The sequence below is a fragment of the Pseudonocardia kongjuensis genome (assembly GCF_039526905.1).
In the GTDB taxonomy this organism is placed as follows: domain Bacteria; phylum Actinomycetota; class Actinomycetes; order Mycobacteriales; family Pseudonocardiaceae; genus Pseudonocardia; species Pseudonocardia kongjuensis.
Genome location: NZ_BAAAJK010000049.1, coordinates 1 through 19,004, shown reverse-complemented (window position 1 = coordinate 19,004; position 19,004 = coordinate 1). Strand labels below are relative to the sequence as shown.

Annotated in this window: 20 protein-coding genes; 10 read left to right on the top strand and 10 right to left on the bottom strand. The window is 74.0% G+C overall.

Features of this window, described 5'->3' with window-relative positions; genetic code table 11:
• Positions 1-21: 21 nt before the first annotated feature.
• Positions 22-615 carry an LOG family protein gene (locus ABD160_RS28395; RefSeq protein ID WP_344028130.1) on the top strand — a complete coding sequence of 198 codons (594 nt, stop codon included), beginning with the start codon at positions 22-24 and terminating at the stop codon, positions 613-615.
• A 7-nt stretch (positions 616-622) separates the two neighbouring features.
• Here the strand turns inward: ABD160_RS28395 and ABD160_RS28390 are convergent, their stop codons facing one another.
• Positions 623-871, bottom strand: a complete 249-nt coding sequence (locus ABD160_RS28390) for a hypothetical protein (protein ID WP_344028127.1) — start codon at positions 869-871, stop codon at positions 623-625.
• A gap of 156 nt (positions 872-1,027) precedes the next feature.
• Between ABD160_RS28390 and ABD160_RS28385 the strand changes: the two genes are divergently transcribed.
• Genes ABD160_RS28385 through ABD160_RS28375 form a run of 3 tightly spaced genes read left to right on the top strand, consistent with a single transcriptional unit; the run spans position 1,028 to position 4,075 of the window.
• Positions 1,028-1,708 (top strand): alpha/beta fold hydrolase, encoded by a 681-nt coding sequence (locus ABD160_RS28385; RefSeq protein WP_344028124.1) that lies wholly within the window; start codon positions 1,028-1,030, stop codon positions 1,706-1,708.
• A 7-nt stretch (positions 1,709-1,715) separates the two neighbouring features.
• A complete protein-coding gene (locus tag ABD160_RS28380) occupies positions 1,716-2,045 on the top strand; it encodes a hypothetical protein (protein WP_344028121.1) in 330 nt (109 codons plus the stop codon).
• A 26-nt stretch (positions 2,046-2,071) separates the two neighbouring features.
• Positions 2,072-4,075, top strand: coding sequence for a S9 family peptidase (locus ABD160_RS28375; RefSeq protein WP_344028118.1), 2,004 nt, complete (start codon positions 2,072-2,074; stop codon positions 4,073-4,075).
• Positions 4,076-4,094: 19 nt separating this feature from the next.
• Here ABD160_RS28375 and ABD160_RS28370 read toward each other — a convergent pair whose 3' ends face one another.
• From ABD160_RS28370 to ABD160_RS28360, 3 genes are read right to left on the bottom strand one after another with little or no spacing between them, the layout of a single operon-like run.
• Entirely contained in the window at positions 4,095-4,697 is a 603-nt protein-coding gene (locus ABD160_RS28370) for a response regulator transcription factor (RefSeq protein WP_344028115.1), read from the bottom strand.
• Positions 4,691-5,857: a GAF domain-containing sensor histidine kinase gene (locus ABD160_RS28365; protein ID WP_344028112.1), complete on the bottom strand. Its 1,167-nt coding sequence runs from the start codon at positions 5,855-5,857 to the stop codon at positions 4,691-4,693. Before ABD160_RS28365 ends, ABD160_RS28370 begins: the two co-directional genes overlap by 7 nt.
• A 28-nt stretch (positions 5,858-5,885) precedes the next feature.
• Positions 5,886-7,412 carry a class I adenylate-forming enzyme family protein gene (locus ABD160_RS28360; RefSeq protein WP_344028109.1) on the bottom strand — a complete coding sequence of 509 codons (1,527 nt, stop codon included), beginning with the start codon at positions 7,410-7,412 and terminating at the stop codon, positions 5,886-5,888.
• A 128-nt stretch (positions 7,413-7,540) separates the two neighbouring features.
• Between ABD160_RS28360 and ABD160_RS28355 the strand changes: the two genes are divergently transcribed.
• Positions 7,541-8,269, top strand: a complete 729-nt coding sequence (locus ABD160_RS28355; protein WP_344028106.1) for an AAA family ATPase — start codon at positions 7,541-7,543, stop codon at positions 8,267-8,269.
• Positions 8,270-8,800: 531 nt separating this feature from the next.
• Positions 8,801-9,151 (top strand): hypothetical protein, encoded by a 351-nt coding sequence (locus tag ABD160_RS28350; RefSeq protein ID WP_344028104.1) that lies wholly within the window; start codon positions 8,801-8,803, stop codon positions 9,149-9,151.
• A gap of 43 nt (positions 9,152-9,194) precedes the next feature.
• Here ABD160_RS28350 and ABD160_RS28345 read toward each other — a convergent pair whose 3' ends face one another.
• The 4 genes from ABD160_RS28345 to ABD160_RS28330 all read right to left on the bottom strand — a co-directional run bounded on the left by ABD160_RS28345 (position 9,195) and on the right by ABD160_RS28330 (position 12,464).
• The gene (locus ABD160_RS28345; RefSeq protein WP_344028101.1) at positions 9,195-10,058 is read right to left on the bottom strand and encodes an amino acid ABC transporter permease; all 864 of its coding nucleotides are present in this window, start codon (positions 10,056-10,058) and stop codon (positions 9,195-9,197) included.
• Positions 10,055-10,702, bottom strand: a complete 648-nt coding sequence (locus ABD160_RS28340; RefSeq protein WP_344028098.1) for an amino acid ABC transporter permease — start codon at positions 10,700-10,702, stop codon at positions 10,055-10,057. The genes ABD160_RS28345 and ABD160_RS28340 overlap by 4 nt, the downstream gene beginning before the upstream one ends.
• A gap of 77 nt (positions 10,703-10,779) precedes the next feature.
• On the bottom strand, positions 10,780-11,673 hold the full coding sequence (locus ABD160_RS28335; RefSeq protein ID WP_344028095.1) for a glutamate ABC transporter substrate-binding protein: 894 nt from the start codon (positions 11,671-11,673) through the stop codon (positions 10,780-10,782).
• Positions 11,674-11,735: 62 nt separating this feature from the next.
• Complete coding sequence (locus tag ABD160_RS28330; protein WP_344028252.1) at positions 11,736-12,464, bottom strand: amino acid ABC transporter ATP-binding protein; 729 nt, start codon at positions 12,462-12,464, stop codon at positions 11,736-11,738.
• A 133-nt stretch (positions 12,465-12,597) separates the two neighbouring features.
• Between ABD160_RS28330 and ABD160_RS28325 the strand changes: the two genes are divergently transcribed.
• Positions 12,598-13,281, top strand: a complete 684-nt coding sequence (locus ABD160_RS28325) for a response regulator transcription factor (protein WP_344028092.1) — start codon at positions 12,598-12,600, stop codon at positions 13,279-13,281.
• A 12-nt stretch (positions 13,282-13,293) separates the two neighbouring features.
• The gene (locus tag ABD160_RS28320) at positions 13,294-14,724 is read left to right on the top strand and encodes a sensor histidine kinase (RefSeq protein WP_344028090.1); all 1,431 of its coding nucleotides are present in this window, start codon (positions 13,294-13,296) and stop codon (positions 14,722-14,724) included.
• 7 nt (positions 14,725-14,731) lie between these two features.
• On the opposite strand, the gene ABD160_RS28315 is transcribed toward ABD160_RS28320, so the two are convergent.
• Positions 14,732-15,706, bottom strand: a complete 975-nt coding sequence (locus tag ABD160_RS28315) for a TAXI family TRAP transporter solute-binding subunit (protein WP_344028087.1) — start codon at positions 15,704-15,706, stop codon at positions 14,732-14,734.
• 63 nt (positions 15,707-15,769) lie between these two features.
• Here ABD160_RS28315 and miaB point away from each other — a divergent pair, with 63 nt between their 5' ends.
• Together miaB and ABD160_RS28305 are read left to right on the top strand one after the other, a co-directional pair.
• Positions 15,770-17,287, top strand: a complete 1,518-nt coding sequence (gene miaB, locus ABD160_RS28310; protein ID WP_344028084.1) for a tRNA (N6-isopentenyl adenosine(37)-C2)-methylthiotransferase MiaB — start codon at positions 15,770-15,772, stop codon at positions 17,285-17,287.
• Entirely contained in the window at positions 17,284-17,730 is a 447-nt protein-coding gene (locus ABD160_RS28305; protein ID WP_344028081.1) for an Rv2732c family membrane protein, read from the top strand. The genes miaB and ABD160_RS28305 overlap by 4 nt, the downstream gene beginning before the upstream one ends.
• 21 nt (positions 17,731-17,751) lie before the next feature.
• Here ABD160_RS28305 and ABD160_RS28300 read toward each other — a convergent pair.
• The coding region (locus tag ABD160_RS28300) for a DUF349 domain-containing protein (protein ID WP_344028078.1) at positions 17,752-19,004 on the bottom strand (1,253 nt) is incomplete at its 5' end.

Sequence of the window (19,004 nt, the reverse complement as noted above, 5' to 3'; positions counted from 1 at the left end):
CGCACGCCGGGAGGCGGACCGATGGGCCCGATCAGCACCCTCTGCGTCTTCTGCGGCGCCAACCCCGGCCGGGTCCCGGCCTACGTCGCCGCCGCCCGCCGGCTCGGCGCGCTGCTCGCCGACGCGGGCATCGGGCTGGTCTACGGCGGCGCGAGCGTCGGCACGATGGGCGAGCTCGCCGACGCGGCGCTGGAGCGCGGCGGCCGGGTGGTCGGGGTGATCCCGGAGCACCAGGTGGCCGACGAGATCGCCCACGACGGCCTGACCGAGCTGCACGTCGTCGGGTCGATGCACGAGCGCAAGGCGATGATGGCCGAGCTGTCCGACGGCTTCGTGACCCTGCCCGGCGGCATCGGCACGCTGGAGGAGTTCGCCGAGGCGCTGACCTGGTCGCAGCTGGGGCTGCACGCCAAACCGGTCGGGCTGCTGAACACCGCCGGGTACTACCGGGACCTGCTGGCGTTCTTCGACCACGCCGTCGCCGAGGGGTTCCTGCGGGCCGCGGACCGCGCGCTGGTCCGCTCCGGGCCGGACCCGGAGACCCTGCTCGCCGAGCTGCGGGCCGCGCCCGCCCCGGCGGACCGGCGCTGGCGGCCGGTCGGCGACGACCGCTGAGCCGGGCTCAGCCGCCCATCGACCGGCGGATCTCGGCCAGCCGGTCCGCGGCCTTCCGCTCCCGGTCGGCGAACGCGTCCTGCGCCTCCTGCGCCTTCCCGTCGTCGCCGGCGAGTTCCTCCGCGGCGGCCGCCGTCGCCGCCCGGCCCTCGATCCGGTCGCGGACGTACTCGAACGTCGGCACGCCGTCGTCGGTGTAGTCGGTGGCAGGCTGCTGCCCGCCCGGCACCGGCGGCGGTGGTGTGGGGTCGTTCATGCGGCCTCCTCGGTGGCGGGGTCCCGACGGTACCGGGGACACTGCCGGGCGGCAGCCACGACGAGTTCGCGCCCGTCGCGAAGCAGCACCGTCGGGAAGCAGCACAGTCGGGAAGCAGCACCGATGAGAAGCGGTGCACCGGGCGGTCGGAGGACCATGACCACGTTCGCGCTGGTGCCCGGTGCCGGGACCGACAGCTGGTACTGGGGCCCGCTGGCCCGCGCGCTGACCGCGCGCGGGCACCGTGCGGTGCCGGTCGATCTCCCGTGCGACGACGACGGCGCACATCTGGAGGACTACGCCGACGCCGTCGTCGCGGCGGTGCGCGCCGACGGGCCCGACCCGGACGACCTGGTCGTCGTCGGGCACTCGTTCGGCGGGTTCACCGCGCCGCTGGTGTGCGACCGGATCGCGGTCCGCGAGCTGGTGCTGATCACCGCGATGGTGCCGGTGCCGGGGGAGTCCGGTTCGGACTGGTGGGCGGCGACCGGGCACCGCGCCGCGTTCGCCGAGCAGCTCGCCCGGGACGGCCGTGATCCCGACGACGTCGTCGCGCTCTACTACCACGACGTGCCGGAGGAGACCGCGAACGAGGCGCTGCAGCACGAGCGGGAGCAGTCCGGCACCGCGTTCGGGCAGCCGTGGCCGCGCGAGGGCTGGCCGCCGGTGCGCACCCGGTTCCTGCTGTGCCGGGAGGACAAGGTGTTCCCGGCCGCGTTCGTCCGGACGGTGCTGGCCCGCCGGCTGCGCGGCGTCGTCCCGGAGATGATCCCCGGTTCGCACCATCCGATGCTGTCGCACCCCGTCGCGCTGGCCGGGGTGCTCACGGCGGGATGATGCCCGGGTGGCGCGCACGCGGATCCGGGAGCTGGTGGTGGTGCACGACGCGACCTGCGCGCCCTGCTCGCGGATCGCCCGCGAGCTGCCCGGCTGCGTGACCGTGCGGGTGCGGGCCCGGTCCTGCCGGGAGCCGCGGCTCGCCGAGATCTACCCGAACCTGCCCGCCGCGGTCGCCGCCTGCCGGGCACCGGCGGTCGGGGTGCTCCGCACCGACGGGCGGGTCCGCTGGTGGGTCGGGCTGCGCGGGGTGCTCGGGCTCGCCCCGGTGCTGCGCCCGGGCGCGCTGCCGGTGGCGGTGCGGCTGCTGCGCGAGGCGGCCACCGCCCGCCGCTGACCGGGGCGGCGACTAGCGTGGTCGGCGTGACGATCTCGGGGTACGGGTCGTGGCCGACACCGGTCACGTCCGAACTGGTGGTGACGGCCGCGGTGCGGCTCGGCGACGTCCGTCCGGACGGCGCGCCGGGCACCGAGGGCACCGGGGTGATCTGGGCCGAGGGCCGGGCCGCCGAGGGCGGCCGGATCCAGCTGGTGCGCCGCTGCGACGACGGCACCCGCACCGACCTGCTGCCGGCCGGCGCCAACGCGCGCACCGCCGTGCACGAGTACGGCGGCGGGGCGTGGTGGCTGGACCCGGGCAGCCCCGGCACCGTGTTCTACGTCGAGTGGACCGACCAGCGGCTGTACCGGCTCGACCGCGGCGGCGCCCCGGTGCCGCTGACCCCGGAGCCGGCGGTGCCGCGCGGCGACCGCTACGCCGACGGCGACGTCGCCGCGGACGGCACCTGGCTGGTCGCGGTCCGCGAGCACCACCCGTCGCCGGGCTGCCCGGCGACCGACGTCGTCAACGAGATCGTCCGGCTCGACGCGCGGGCGCCGTCGGAGCCCGACGTGCTGGTCACCGGCCCGGACTTCGTCGCGGCGCCGCGGATCTCACCGGACGCGACCACCCTGGCCTGGCTGTCCTGGAACCACCCGTCGATGCCGTGGGACGACGTCGAGCTGACCGTGCGCGATCTCGCCACCGGCACCGACACGGTCGTCGCGGGCGGGCCGGGGGAGTCGGTCACCGAGCCGCAGTGGCAGCCCGACGGGTCGCTGACCTTCCTGTCCGACCGCACCGGCTGGTGGAACCTCTACCGCTGGCTGCCCGGGAACGACATCGAGTCGCTGGTCCGGATCGACGCCGAGATCGGCGTCCCCGGCTGGACGCTCGGCGGCTCCCGCTACACCTTCCTCGACGACGGCCGGATCGTGTTCGCCCGGTCGTCGAACGGGTTCGACGCGCTCGTCGTCCGCGAGACTAGCGGGACGATCACCGAGCTGGAGACCCCGTTCTCGGCGGTCGCCTCGGTGCGCGCGGACGGCCCGCACGCCGTCGTCTGCGTCGCCGGCAGCCCGACCGCGGAGCCCGGGGTGCATCGGGTCGTCCCGGCGCCCGCGGCGGCCGGCGAGCCCGGCGCCGTCGGGATGCAGGTGCTGCGCGCGCCGCGCGACCTGGGCCTGCACCCGGAGACGATCTCGGTGCCCGAGTCGATCCGGTTCGCCTCGACCGACCGGGACGGCGCACCGCGCACCGGGTACGGGCTCTACTACCCGCCGCTCGGCGCGCACGACGCCCCCGAGGGGGAGCTGCCCCCGCTGCTGGTGGTGATCCACGGCGGCCCCACCGGGGCGGCGGTGCCGGTGCTGAACGTCGGCGTCCAGTACTGGACCAGCCGCGGGTTCGGCGTCGTCGACGTCGACTACGGCGGCTCCACCGGCTACGGCCGCGCCTACCGGGAGGAGCTGAAGGGCGCCTGGGGGATCGTCGACGTCGCCGACTGCCTGGCCGCGGCCCGCACCCTCGCCGGCACCGGCCGGGTCGATCCGGCCCGGCTCGCGATCCGCGGCGGCTCCGCGGGCGGGTTCACCACGCTCGCCGCGCTGGCCCGCGACGACACCCCGTTCTCCGCGGGGGCCGACCACTTCGGCGTCGCCGACCTGGCGGCGCTCGCCCGGGACACCCACAAGTTCGAGTCCCGCTACCTCGACGGCCTGGTCGGGCCGTACCCGCAGGCCCGCGACGTCTACACCGAGCGGTCGCCGCTCACCCACGTCGGGACGTTCTCCACCCCGCTGATCGTGCTGCAGGGCGACGAGGACGCGATCGTCCCGCCGAACCAGTCCGAGATGATCGTCCGGGCGCTGCGCGAGCGCGGGGTCCCGGTGGCCTACCTGCTGTTCCCCGGCGAGCAGCACGGGTTCCGGAAGGCGGAGAACATCCGCCGGGCGCTCGACGCGGAGCTGGCGTTCTACGCCCGGATCTTCGGCTTCGAGCTGCCGGCGGCGGAGGGCATCGAACCGGTCGAGATCGAGAACCTCTGAGCGCCCGCCGCGGACCGGCTCACAGCAGGCCGTGGGCACGGGCGTTCGTGATCACCTGCGCCCGGTTGCGCGCCCCGAGCTTCTGCATCACGTTCTGCAGGTAGGTCTTGACGGTGTTCGGCGACAGGGTGAGCTCGGTGGCGATCTCGGCGTTCGTGTGGCCCGACGCGACGAGCCGCAGCACGTCGTACTCCCGGGCGGTGACCGGTGCGGCCGCGGCGGGCGGGGCCGTGCGGTAGCTGCCGGTGCGGGCGACCTCACGCAGCGCGTCGCGCAGGGTGGTGCCGGAGGCGTCCTTCACGACGAGCCCGCAGGCGCCCGCCGCCAGTGACGGCCCGACCGCCGCGTGCTCCGGGAACGCGGTGAACAGCAGGATCCGGGCGGCCGGCGCGATGGCCCGCAGCCGGGGCACGACGTCGACCGCCAGGCCGTCGGGCAGCCGCAGGTCCAGCAGTACCACGTCCGGACGCAGCCGGGCGGTGGACCGCACCGCCTCCGCGCCGTCGCCGGCGTGCCCGACCACCCTGATGTCCGGGTGCCGGGTGAGCTGGGTGATCACGCCGTCCCGGACGACCGGATGGTCGTCGACGACCAGCACCCGGATGCCCGGCGCGCTCAGCACGGCAGCTCGATCCGCCAGGTGGCCCCGCCGTCGGGTTCGGAGGTGATCCGGACGCTCCCGCCGAGCCGGCCCGCGGCGTCGGCGCTGCTCGTCAGCCCCAGCCCCGGCCGGTGCCCGGGCGGCAGCCCGACGCCGTCGTCGGTCACCGCGACGACGATCCCGCCGCCCGGCCGCTGCCCGGCGGTGACGACGACGGCGGACGCCATCGCGTGCTTCTCGACGTTCAGCAGCGACTCGCGCACGGCGCCGACGACGACGTCGGTCCGGTCGGGGGTCAGCACCGGCGGGTCGTCGAGGACGACCAGCTCGGCCGGGATCCCGGTGCGGTCGGCGAAGGCGGCGCAGTCCGCGCGCAGCGTCACCGACAGGGCCAGCGCGGCGGGGGAGGCGCGCAGCGTGCGCAGCGAGTCGCGCAGCGCCGTCGACGCCTGGTCCGCCTGACGGCGGAGCCGGTCCAGGCGGTCGGTCAGCTCGGGATCGTCGCCGGCGGCCTCGGCCAGGCCGGCCATCCCGGACCCGATCGCGAACAGCAGCGCGCCGACGCTGTCGTGCAGCTCGGCGGCGAGCCGGCTGCGCTCCTCGTGCACGGCCACCTCGCGGGCCAGCCTGCTGCGTTCGGCGACGGCGATGGCGAGCGCGGCCTCGTCGGCGACCGCACGTACCCGGGCGACCGCCCGGTCGCCGAAGCTCCCGTCGGAGCGGGCGCCGACGGCGATCACGCCGTGCGTCCGCCCGTGCCTGCTGACCGGGACGGCGAGCAGCCGCCGGACCGCCTCGGCCTCGATGTGCGCGTCGAAGGTGTGGGTGATGCCCTTGGCCCGCAGGTAGTCCTCCACCGACGCCGGGCGGCCGGTGCCGTAGACCTTCCCGGTCAGGCCGTGACCGAGCGGCACCCGCAGGCCCCGGAGAAGGTCCGTCCGGTCGCCGCGGATCTGCCCGAGGACCAGGCACGCCCCGGCCTCCGCCGGGTCGCCGCCCTCGGTGAGCGGCTCGGCGATCCACGAGACGTCCCCGTCGGCGGCGAGTTCGGCGAGCGCGGCGCGCATCGCCGCCCGGCGGTCGAGCAGCTCGACCAGGCCGCCGTGCGCACCGGCGACGGGGCCGAGAGCCGGAACGCCGCCCGTGCCGCCCGTGCCGCCCGGGCCGCCGCTGCTGACCATGCCGCCCATTGAACGCCGCCGCCGGGCCTCAGTCACCGTCGAACCGGGAGATCAGCTCCCGGCGCATGATCTTCCCGGTCGAGGTCGTCGGCAGGTCGTCGACGAACCGGACCAGCCGCGGCCGCTTGTAGGCCGCCAGCCGCTCGCCCGCCCAGTCGATGATCTCCTGCGCGGTCGGGTCCGATCCGGGGGCCCGGACCACGTAGGCACAGGCCAGCTCCCCGCGGACCGGATCGGGCACCGGCCCGACGGCGACCATCGCCACCGCCGGATGGCCGGCGAGCACCCGCTCCAGCTCCGCCGGGTACACGTTGTAGCCGCCGGTGATGATCATGTCCTTGCGCCGGTCGACGATGAACACGTGGCCGCTCGCGGTCATCGACGCCACGTCGCCGGTGTGCAGCCAGCCGTCCGGCTCGACCGCCTCGGCGGTGGCCGCCGGGTTGCCGTGGTAGCCGAGCATCACGATCGGGCCGCGCACCATCAGCTCCCCGGGGACGCCGAACGGGGCGTCCCGGGTGGTGTCCTCCAGATCGGCGATCCGGACCTGCACCCCGGGCAGCGAGACGCCGATGGACCCGGGGACCCGGGGCGCGTGCAGGGCGTGGGTGGTGCCCAGCCCGGCGATCTCGGTCATCCCCCAGAGCTCGATCAGCGGTGCGCCGGAGCGCTGCTCCCAGCGTTCGATCGTGCTGACCGGGATGGTCTGGCCGCCGACCGTGCAGCGGGTCAGCGAGCCCAGCTCGGCCTTGTCCAGGGTGGGCTCGGCGAGCAGCATCGCGTACATCGCGGGCACCCCCTCGAAGAGCGTCGCCCGGTGCTCGCCGATCAGCCGCAGGGTCTCCGCCGGGGTGAACCGCTCCATCAGCACCACCGTGCCGCCGGCGAGGAACGTCCCGTTGATCACGACGTTGCCGTACACGTGCGGCGCGGGGAGCGCGGTGACGACGACGTCGTCCGCGGTGCGGCCGTGCATGGTCGCGGTCGCGGCGCAGTTGGTGAGCACCGCGCGGTGGCTCTGCACGGCGCCCTTCGGGTGGCCGGTGGTCCCCGAGGTGTAGCCGATGGTCGACGCGGAGTCCGGATCGGTGGTGATCCGCGGCGCGTCACCGGTGCAGGCGAGCACCTCGTCGAAGGCGGTCACACCGTCGGCCGCCGGTCCGTCGCCGAACGCGACCACGTCGGTCAGCTCCGGGAGGTCGCGGGTCAGCCCGACGAGTGTCGCGGCGTGCTCGGCGCTGGTGAACACCACCGCGGCGCCGCAGTCCCCGAGCACGAACGCCAGCTCGGACGGGGTGAGCATCACGTTCACCGGGTTCACCACCGCGCCCGCCCGGAGCGCGCCGTGGTAGGCCACCACCCACTCCCAGCGGTTCTGCGCGTACAGCGAGACCGGCTGCCCCGGTCGCACGCCGCGACCGGACAGCCACGCCGCGACCCGGTCGGCGAGCCGGTCGAGCTCGGTGTAGCCGAGCGTGCGCGTCGCCGTGACCAGCGCCGGCTTGTCCCCGAACCGCGCCGCCGCAGCGGGCAGGATGTCCCCTGGACCGTTCACCGTGACTCCGACCTCTCCGTCGAGACGAGCGGTGAGCACACCGGAACGACGGTCTGCCGGGCACCCCCGAACGGGTGTGGTGGTGACCGGAACGCCCGGACCGGGTTCCGGTCGCTAGCGTGTGACCGGTGGGGGCAGGGCACTTCGTCGCGCGGGTCGGGCTCGATCCGGCGGCGCCGGAGCAGGGCTACCCCTTCGACCTGCCGGTGACCCGATGGCTGCGCCGGAACCCGATCCTGTTCCGGCCGGGGGTCACGTTCCTGGTCGGCGAGAACGGCTCCGGCAAGTCGACGCTGGTCGAGGCGCTCGCGGTGGCGATCGGGCTGAACCCCGAGGGCGGCTCGAAGTCCTTCGCGTTCGCCACCCGGGCCAGCGAGTCCGAGCTCGGCGCGCACCTGCGGGTGGCGCGCCGGCCGGGCCGCGAGCGGACCAGCTTCTTCCTGCGCGCCGAGTCGTACTACAACGTCGCCACCGAGGTGGAGCGGCTCGACAAGATCCAGCCGCTGCTGCCGGCCTACGGCGGGTCCGGGCACGAGCGCTCGCACGGCGAGTCGTTCCTCGCGCTGCTCACCCACCGGTTCGGCCCGCGCGGGCTCTACCTGCTCGACGAGCCGGAGGCGGCGCTCTCGCCGACCGGCGCGCTCGCGGTGCTGCAGCGGATGGTGGAGCTGACCGCGCAGGGCAGCCAGTTCGTCGTCGCCACCCACTCGCCGGTGCTGCTCGCGCTGCCCGGCGCGAACATCCTGGAGCTCACCGGGGACGGCGTCCGCAGGGTCTCCTACGACGACGCCGCCCCGGTCAGTCTCACCCGGGCGTTCCTGGACGATCCGCAGGCGTTCCTACGGCACCTGGGCTGAACGCCCGGCTGATCGCAGGTCGCACCATCTGCTGCGGGCAGGAACCGCTCCGTGGCCCCTGGTCGAGCGATTGTGTTGTCCGCCAACGAAAGTATGGTCGGTAGCGTTTCGATGGCCGAACCGAGGAGCTCCCGTGGACCGAGCACGACCGAGGCGGACGATCGTGGCGACGCTTCTCGCCACCACGTTCTGTGCTGCCGGAACGGTTCTGGCCATCCCTGCTCACGCACAGTCGGGAGGGACGTCCAAGACCTGTGGTCTGGATTCGGGGGAGCTGGGTGGGAACTGCTTTCTCGAAGCTCCCGGGTTCCCTGGTGGTCGTGTGGTGGTCAACATCGATGCGACCGGCTCCCACCCGACGCCGATCCGGTGGCGGGTCGTGAATCTCCAGGGCGGTGGTCCGATCTGCGAGGGGAGCTACCGCCCGAGTGATGGTCCGCTGACTGCGACCTGTGACTCGTTGCCACCCGGGACACTCAGCCTCGACACTGCTCGACCTCCGCTGGAGAGCGCCACGATCGGGCTGTCGTGGTGAGCGCGCGAAGCATCGCGGTCGTCGTAGGAACCCTGGCGATCGGGGCGGTGATGCTCTCGTCCGATCCGCGCCCGATGGACGCGCCGGTCGTCGAACCGACCTCGGGGACCGAGCAGGCCTGCCGGTTCGACGTCTTCGAGGAGATGGTGCCACCCGAGGTCCACCACACCTGCAGCGACGGTCACGGGAGGCACCGGGTGCTCGCGGTCTGCGAGCTGAACAACGTCGCCGTGCAAGGGGTCCGGCACGTCGTCCAGGGTCCCTGGGTGACCGGCCCGATGACCTCGGCGGCATCGTGCGGGATCAACGAGACGCTCGTCGACTGGGGTGCCGAGGGCGGGGGGTGAGCCGTGGCGGGGCGGGACGCCGCCCCGCCACGGGCTTGCGGAATCAGGCCTGCGAGGCCGCTGGAGCAGTCTGCCCCGGGTTCGCAGGCTTCTGCTTGCGTGATCCCTGGGCCAGCCGTCGTTCCACGAGCCGGGAGATGCCGGCGAGGACGAGGCAGAGGCTGATGTAGATCACCGCGATCACGAGCGCGACCTGCAGGATGGGTGATCCCAGCTGTCCCTGGCTACCCAGCTGGCGGGCTACGAGGAGCAGCTCCTCGTAGAGGATCAGGAAGCCCAGCGCGGTGTCCTTCAGCACGACGACGAGCTGGGACAGGATCGTCGGCAGCATCGATCGCACCCCTTGCGGGAGCAGAACCGACGTCATGACCTGGGTTTTGCGCATCCCGAGCGCATAGGCGGCCTCACCCTGACCGCGTGGCACGGCGTTGACCCCCGCACGGAACACCTCGGCCAGCACCGAGCCGTTGTAGAGCATCAGGCCGAGTACGACGGCCCAGAACGCGGAGATCTGGATGCCGAGGCCCTGGTCGAGGCCGAAGTAGAGAATGAAGATCAGGATGAGCAGCGGTACCGCTCGGAAGAACTCCACGACCGCCGTCGACGGCACTCGTAGCCAAGAGTGGTCGGACAGCCGCCCGGCGGCGAACAGGGCGCCGAAAACGAGGGACAGGACAGCCGCCACCGCGAACGCCCGGACGGTGTTCCACAGCGCTTCGAGTATCCGGTACTGGATCTCGATGTAGGTGATCCACTCCCACATCCGCGGAGCGAACTGCCCGGTCGAGTAGAAGCGGTAGAGGAGCAGGCCGAGCGCGGCCACGATCGCTGCGACGCCGACCACACCGACCGTCCGGTTTCTTGCCCGCGCGATCGGACCCGGTACGTCGTAGAGGACCGAACTCATCGGGAAACCCCCCAACGTGCGTCGAGACTGCGCTGCAACCAGGTGAGGGGTGCGACGAGGATGACGAAGAACAGGGCGACCCAGAGGAGGCCGACGAGGACGTTGTAGCCGCGCTCGGACACCGTCTGGTAGATGCCACCCGCGTTGAACACCGCGAAGCCGGCGGCGATCGTGGTGTTCTTCAGCAACGCGATCTGCACGTTCGTCATCGGCGGCACGGTCGCACGCAAGGCCTGCGGGAGCACCACCTGCCCCAGGGTCTGGGTGAAGGTGAAACCCAGGGCCCGAGACGCCTCGGACTGCCCGACCGGGACCGTGTTGATCCCGGAGCGGACGACCTCGCAGACGAAAGCCGCGGTATAGAGCGTCAACCCGATGCAGGCGAGTGCGAAGAAGGACAGGTCGATGAGACCGAGCCGCGGGTAGGCGAAGGCGAAGAAGAACAGCACCAGGGTGAGCGGTGTGTTCCGCAGGATCGTCACGTACGCGGAGCCGAAGCCGCGCAGCACCGGTACCGGGCTGACCCGCATGCCGGCGATCAGCGTGCCGACGATCAGCGACCCGATCGAGGCCACCACGAACAGCCCGAGCGTGCCCCCGAACCCGCGGACGTACACGTCCAGGTTGTCCAGCAGGACGTTCACCGAGCTACCCCCTACTCCAGTCGAGCCGGCCCGGCCCCGGCACGTCCTGCGCCGGGACCGGGCCGTGCGTCATCGGCTCAGTACCGGTCGATCGCCGGCGGGGTGCCCGGGGTGCCCGAGGCGCCCAGGGTGCCGTCGTAGATGGTCTGCCAGGTGCCGTCGTCGAACGAGGCCTGCAGCAGGTCGTTGACCTTGGTGCGGAACGCGTCGTCGTCCCGCGGGACGCCGATGCCGTAGGGCTCGTCGGAGAACGTCTCGCCGACGACCTTCAGCTGCTCCGGGTTCTGCGAGGCGAAGCCGAGCAGGATCGCGTCGTCGGTGGTGACGGCGTCGACCTGGCTGTTGTTGAGCTGGTCCACGCACTGCGAGTAGGTCTGGAACTCGACGATGTTGCCCGGCTCGGTGAGGCCCTCGTCGCGGACCCGCTGGATCGGGGTGGAGCCGGTGACCGAGCAGACGATCTTGCCCTGCAGCGTCTCCGGGCCGGTGATCTCGGTGTCGTCGGCGCGCACCAGCAGGCTCTGGCCGGCGACGTAGTACGGGCCGGCGAAGCCGACGCGCTGCTTGCGGTTGTCGTTGATCGTGTAGGTGCCGACCATGTAGTCGATCTCGCCGCGCTCGATGACGTCCTCGCGCGCCGCGGACGGCACGACCCGGTAGTCGATCTGGTCCGGGCCGAAGCCGAGGCCGCCGGCGACCATCCGGGCGATGTCGACGTCGAAGCCGGAGAACTCACCGGTGGTGGCGTCCTGGAAGCCGAGGCCGGGCTGGTCGTCCCGGACCCCGATGACGACGCGGCCACGCTGGGAGATCGCGTCGAAGGTCGGGGATCCCTCGACGGTCACGTTCTCCGCGACGGTCGGCTCGAAGCCGGAGTCCGTGCCCCCGCCGGGGGCGCCCTCCTGGCCGCAGCCGGCCAGCGCCAGGGTGGTGGCCAGTGCGGCCGCCACCAGCATGCGGGTTCTCTTCATGGTGGATCTCCACTCGTTCGGGAACGGATCGGGGTGCCGCGCGAGGCGCGGCGGGGCGGACCTCAGTGGCTGAGGATCTTGCCCAGGAAGTCCTTCGCGCGGTCGCTGCGCGGGTTGGAGAAGAAGTCGTCGGGCGTGGAGTCCTCGACGATCTCGCCGTCGCTCATGAACACGACCCGGTGCGCGGCCCGGCGGGCGAAGCCCATCTCGTGGGTGACCACGACCATCGTCATGCCCTCCGACGCCAGCGAGGTCATCGTGTCGAGCACCTCGTTGACCATCTCCGGGTCGAGCGCGGAGGTCGGCTCGTCGAACAGCATCACCTTCGGCTTCATCGCCAGCGCGCGGGCGATCGCGGCCCGCTGCTGCTGGCCGCCGGAGAGCTGGGCCGGGTACTTGTCGCGCTGGTTGGCGATCCCGACCCGCTCCAGCAGGGCGAGCGCCGTCTTCTCCGCCTCCGCCTTCGACACCTTCCGGACCTTCAGCGGGCCGAGCGTGACGTTCTCGAGGATCGTCTTGTGCGCGAACAGGTTGAACGACTGGAACACCATGCCGACGTCGGCCCGCAGGCCGGCCAGCGCCTTGCCCTCGGCGGGCAGCGCGGTGCCGTCGATCTCGATCGTCCCGGTGTCGATGGGCTCCAGCCGGTTGATCGTGCGGCAGAGTGTCGACTTGCCGGAACCGGAGGGGCCGAGCACGACCACGACCTCGCCCCGCGCGACCTCGAGCTCGATGTCGCGGAGCACGTGGAGGTCGCCGAAGTGCTTCTGCACGGTGGTCATCCGGACCATGGGGGTGCTGGACGCGGGCGTGCTGCTCATGCTGCCTCCGGACATGGCGAGAGCCTGGACGGAACGGACAGGTGAGTCCACCACCTTGAGGAAGCTTTAGGGTCTCGGCCACGTAACGGAAGGGGCGGCGCGGGTGCACATCCTGCTGATCGAGGACGACGACCGGGTGGCCGCCGCGCTGCGCCCGGCGCTGCACCGGCACGGCATGACCACGACCCGCCTCGACCACGGCCGCGGCGTCGTCGACCACCTCGACGGGGTGGACGTCGTGCTGCTCGATCTCGGCCTGCCCGACTCCGACGGGCTCGACGTCTGCCGGGCGATCCGCGCGGTCAGCGAGGTCCCGGTGCTGATGGTGACGGCCCGCGGCGAGGTGTCCGACCGGATCGCCGGCCTGCACACCGGCGCCGACGACTACCTGGTCAAGCCCTACGACATCGGCGAGCTCGTGGCCCGGGTGCACGCCGTGCAGCGCCGCCGCAAGGTCGGCGCCGACGGCACCGTGACACCGGCCGGTGCGGCCCCGGTGACGGTCGGCGACGTGCACCTCGACCCGGAGCGGCACGAGGTCACCGTGGCCGGGCGGGAGGTCGTGCTCACCCGCAAGGAGTTCCAGGTGCTCGCGCTGCTCGCCCGCGCCGACGGCGCGGTCTGCACCCGCGCCCAGATCGTCTCCGAGGTGTGGGGCCGCGGCTGGGCCGGCGCGAACCGGACCCTCGACGTGCACGTCGCGACCCTGCGCACCAAGCTCGGCCGCCCGGAGCTGATCCGGACCGTCCGCGGCGTCGGCTACCGGTTCGCGGCCACCGAGGACTGAGGGGACCGTCCCGTGCGGAGCCGGTTGCTGCTGGTCGTCCTGGTGCTCGTCGGCCTGCTCGCGGTCGGGCTCGGGGTGCCGCTGGCGCTCACCGACTCACAGCGCAGCCAGGAGGAGGTCTTCACCGACCGGCTCACCGACACCATCTCGTTCGCCTCCGCCGCCCAGCGCCCGCTGATCGAGTCGCCGGAGGGCCGGTCGGCCACGACCGCGTTCGCCGCCGAGATCACCCGCTACGACGAGGTGTACGGCGTCGCCGTGCTGGCGTTCGACCGGTCCGGCGAGCTGCTCGCCGCCTCCCGGCCGTCGGAGCGGCTGCCCGAGCTCGCCGGGGAGCCCGCCGACCGGCTGACCGTCGCGCTGGCCGGCCGCCGCTCGGCGCCCTATCCGCTGCTCATGCCGTGGGACGACGCGCCGCTGGTGCTCGCCGAGCCGGTGCTCGTCGACGGCGAGGTGGTCGGCGCCGTGATGACGGTGTCGCCGACCGACGCGCTGCGCGCCGGCCAGGTCGGCACCTGGTCGGTGGTCGCCGGGGCCGCCGTGCTCGCCCTGCTGGCCGGGACGCTGGTGGCCCTGCCGCTCACCGCCTGGGTGCTCCGCCCGGTGCGCAGGCTGGACGAGGCGATGGACCGGATCGGCACCGCGGTGCTCGCCGGCGGCCCGCCCGAGCAACCGACCCGGCGGACCGGGCCGCCCGAGCTGCGGTCGCTGGCCGGGTCGTTCGACCGGATGTCGACGACCGTGCGGGAGGCGATCGCCGGGCAGCGCGCGTTCGTCGCCGACGCCTCGCACCAGCTCCGCAACCCGCTGACCGCGCTGCGCCTGCGGCTGTCCAACCTGGACGGCCGGGTCGCGCCGGGGGCCACCGACGACCACATCGCGGCGATGGAGGAGGCCGAGCGGCTGTCCCGGGTGCTGGACGGGCTGCTCGCGCTGGCCCGGGCCGAGCGGGCCGCCGAGACCGGCGACCCGGACGCGGTCACCGAGCTCGACACCGTCGTCGACGACCGGGTGGAGAACTGGCGGCCGCTGGCCGAGCACACCGGCGTCGAGCTGCGCCGCAGCGGGCCGCACGGGCTGACCGCCCGGATCGACCCGGCCGGCCTGGAGACCGTGCTCGACGCGGTGCTCGACAACGCGCTCAAGTACACGCCGTCCGGGGAACGGGTGCGGGTCGCGACGCTGCGCGCGGCCGGGCGGGTCGGGGTGAGCGTCGTCGACGGCGGGCCCGGGATGCCCGCCGAGGACCGGGCCCGGGCCACCGACCGGTTCTGGCGGGCCCCCGGCCAGGTGAACCTGGAGGGCAGCGGGCTGGGCCTGGCGATCGCCGCGCGCACCGCGGCGGCGGCCGGCGGGGTACTGGTGCTGGACCCGGCGCGCGGCGGCGGGCTGCGGGTGACGATCTGGCTGGACCCGCCCGCGCCGTCCGCCGTTCCTCAGTAGCCCTTCCTCAGTAGCCCTTGGTGGAGCGGTAGAACCGGACCGCGCCGGGATGCAGCGGGATCGGCTGGGTGCCGATCGCCGACCGGGAGTCGATCGTCACCGCGGCCGGGCTGGCCTCGGCGACCCGCGGCTGCGCGTCGAACGCCGCCCGGATCAGCGCCTCGGCCAGGTCGTCCGGCATCGCGGCGGTGACCAGCAGCGCGTTGCGGACCGACAGGCAGGACACCGGCCCGGGCAGGCCGTAGGTGTTCGCCGGGACCGTCGCCAGCGAGTACACCGGGAACTCCTCGCGGGTGCGGTCGAGCGCGTCGCCCAGCTCCAGCAGCCGGATCGGGGTGCCGGCGGCGAGCTCCCGGATGCCGTCGGTGGGCACCCCGCCGGACCAGAAGAACGCGTCGAGCCGGTCCTCGCGCAGCGCCGTGACCGCGTCCGGCAGGCCGAGCTCCGCGGACTCCCCGAGCTCGTCGAGGCCGATCCCGGCGGACCGCAGCAGCCGGATCGCGATCGCCTGGTAGCCGCTGCCGTCCGGGCCGATCGACACCCGCCGCCCGCGCAGGTCGGACAGCCGGGCCAGGCCGGAGTCCCGGCGGGCGACGACGTGGGTGACGTCGTCGTAGAGCCGGGCCAGCGCCATCGGCTCGTCCGGGCCGGTCGCGGCGGGGCCGCCCGCGATGTCGGCGGCCACGTCGACCTGGCTGATCGCCACCGTCGCGTCGCCGCCGGTCAGCAGCCGCATGTTCTGCCCGCTGCCCGCGGTGTTGAGCACCCGCGGCGGCCGGTCCAGGCCCAGCCGCTCCTGCCAGATCGCGGCCAGCGCGCGGGCCAGGTTGATGTAGACGCCGGGCTGCACCCCGCCGGCGACGACCAGCTCCGGCTCCGGCGGCCCGCCGGTGCAGGCACCCCCGGCTCCCAGCACGATGCCCGCGGCGAGCCCGGTGTGCAGCAGCGCACGCCGGGAGAGCGCGCCGGGACCGGGAGTCACCCGTCCATCTTCGGCGAAACCCCGGGCAGCAGGTGGGCCGGGGTGGCGCCTACCCTCGCAGGGGTGAGCCGCAGCTACACCGTGCGCACCTACGGGTGTCAGATGAACGTGCACGACTCCGAGCGGATGGCCGGGCTCCTGGAGGGCGCCGGGTACGCCAGGGCCGAGGATCCCGACACCGCCGACGTCGTCGTGTTCAACACCTGCGCGGTCCGGGAGAACGCCGACAACAAGCTCTACGGCAACCTCGGGCACCTGCGGCCGCGCAAGGTCGCCAACCCGGACATGCAGATCGCGGTCGGCGGCTGCCTCGCGCAGAAGGACCGGGAGACGATCACCCGCCGCGCCCCGTGGGTGGACGTCGTGTTCGGCACGCACAACGTGCACGCCCTGCCCACCCTGCTGGACCGGGCCCGGCACAACGAGGCCGCCCAGGTCGAGATCGCCGAGTCGCTCGAGGTGTTCCCGTCGACGCTGCCCGCCCGGCGCGAGTCCGCCTACGCCGGCTGGGTCTCGATCTCGGTCGGCTGCAACAACACCTGCACCTTCTGCATCGTGCCGTCGCTGCGCGGCAAGGAGCGCGACCGGCGCCCCGGCGACGTGCTCGCCGAGGTCTCCGCGCTCGCCGCCGACGGCGTGCTGGAGGTGACCCTGCTCGGGCAGAACGTCAACGCCTACGGCTCGGAGTTCGGCGGCGAGGCCGGGCGCGGCGCGTTCGCGAAGCTGCTGCGGTCCTGCGGCGACGTCGAGGGCCTGGAACGGGTGCGGTTCACCAGCCCGCACCCGCGCGACTTCACCTCCGACGTGATCGCCGCGATGGCCCAGACGCCGAACGTCTGCCCGCAGCTGCACATGCCGCTGCAGTCCGGCTCGGACGACGTGCTGCGCCGGATGCGCCGCTCCTACCGGTCGTCGCGGTTCCTGCGGATCCTGGCCGAGGTGCGCGAGTCGATCCCGCACGCCGCGATCTCCACCGACATCATCGTCGGCTTCCCCGGCGAGACCGAGCGGGACTTCGCCGACACCCTCGACGTGGTGCGCGAGGCCCGGTTCGCCCAGGCGTTCACCTTCCAGTACTCGACCCGGCCCGGCACGCCCGCCGCCGAGATGGACGGCCAGCTGCCCAAGGAGGTCGTCCAGGAGCGCTACGAGCGGCTGGTCGCGCTGCAGGAGGAGATCTCCTGGCAGGAGAACCGCGCCCAGGAGGGGCGCGAGGTGGAGCTGCTGGTGTCCAGCGGCGAGGGCCGCAAGGACGGCGCGACCCGGCGGCTCACCGGCCGCGCCCGGGACGGGCGGCTGGTGCACTTCGCCCCCGGTACGACGACCGGGATCCGGCCGGGCGACGTGGTCACCGTCGTGATCGACCGCGGGGCGCCGCACCATCTCGTCGCCGACGGCGGCGTGCTGACCCACCGCCGCACCCGGGCGGGCGACGCGGCCGAGGCCGGCACCCGTCCGGCCGGCGCACCCACCACCGCACCCACGACACTGGGGCTGCCCGTGTTCGGCAGGCCGGCCGACGAGCCCGAGCCGGCCACCGGCTGCGGGGTCCCCGCCACCACCTCCGGAGGTTCCCGATGAGCGACGTGTCCCCGCAGACCCGCGCCGAGATCGACGGGGTCGGCCGTGCCGCGATGCGCCGGATCGACCCCGGTACCCGGGCGATGGTGGTCGCCGTCGGCGTGGTGGCGGCCGTCGCCTCGCTGCTGCTGCCGTGGGTGGCCGGGGCGCCGGGCTGGCAGATCCTGGCCGCCGACGCGGGCGGGCCGTTCCCGACGTTCTTCTCCTACACGATGACGACGTTCGCGATCGTCGTCTCGGTCGCGGCGCTGCTGACCCGGCTGTGGGTGCTGGCCTGGCTGGCCGCGTTCGGCTGCGGCATCACCTCGGTGACCGGGCTGTGGGCGATCTGGTCGCTGCAGACCGGCGCCGCACCCGGGCCCGGCATCGGGCTGGTGCTGGGCGTGCTCGCGGTCGTCGTGCTGACCTTCGTGTGGGCCGGGGCCGCGCTCTCGCGGACGTGAGCGGGGCCCCGCCCCGGCCGGTCAGCGCTCGTTGACCGACTGCTCGGCCGCGTCCAGCCACTCCCGCCACTGGGTGGCCTGGGCGCGGGCCTGCTCGGCGCGCCTGCGGTCGCCCGCCGCCTCGGCCTTCTCCGCCTGCGCCTCGAACTGCTCGACCCGGGACCGGAACTGCTCGACCCTGGCCTGGGCCTCCGGGTCGGTCCGGCGCCACTTCGCCTCGGCGGCCTCGGCGACCTTCTCCTCGATCCCGCGCAGCCTGCCCTCCAGGGTGCGGATGTCCTCGCGCGGGACCTTGCCGATCTCCTCCCACCGCTCCTGCACGCCGCGCAGCGCGGCCCGGGCGGTGTCCGGGTCCGACAGGTCGATCTTCTCGGCCTCGGCGAGCAGCGCCTTCTTCGCCTCGGCGTTCGCGGCGAACTCGGAGTCGCGGGCGGCGAAGTGCTCGTTGCGGCGGGCGAAGAACCGGTCCTGCGCGCCGCGGAACCGGGCCCACAGCGCGTCGTCGGCCTCCCGGTGCGCCCGCCCGGCGGCCTTCCACTCGGTCATCAGGTCCCGGTAGGCGGCGGCGGTCGAGGACCACTCGTCGGAGTCGGCGAGCTCCTCGGCCCGGACCGCCAGCTCCTCCTTGCGGCCCTTGGCGGTCACCCGCTGCCGGTCCAGGTCGGCGAAGTGCGACCCGCGGCGCCGGTTGAACACCTCGCGGGCCTTGGAGTAGCGGCGCCACAGCTGCTCGTCGGTCCGGCGGTCGACGCCCTTGATGGTGCGCCACTCGTCGAGGATCGTCTTGAACCGGTCGCCGGCCTGCTTCCACTGGGTGGAGTCCTCGGCGAGTTTCTCCGCCTCGACGGCCAGCGCCTCCTTGCGGGCCACCGCGTCCGCGCGGGCCCGGTCGCGCTCCTCGCGGGCCGCGGCGACGCCCTGCTCGGCGCGCGCGACGAGCTCGTCGAGCCGGGACCGCAGGGCGGCGACGTCGCCGATCACCGGGGCGTCGTCCAGCCCGTCGCGCAGCGCCTGCAGCGCGGTCAGCGACGCCTTCGGGTCCCCGCCGCCGGCGATCCGGGCGGCCAGCACCTCGGTCTCGGTGACCTGGGCGTCGAACCGCTTCGCGTAGTGCTCCAGGCCCTCGGCCGGCGGACCGGCCTGGTAGGAGCCGACCACCCGGTCACCGTCCGGGGTGATCAGGTGGATGGTGCCGTCGTCGTCGGCGCGGCCCCACCGGCCCGGGTCCGCCGCGGCGGACGGGACGGGGGAGGGCTGCGCGGCGGGCGGGGCGG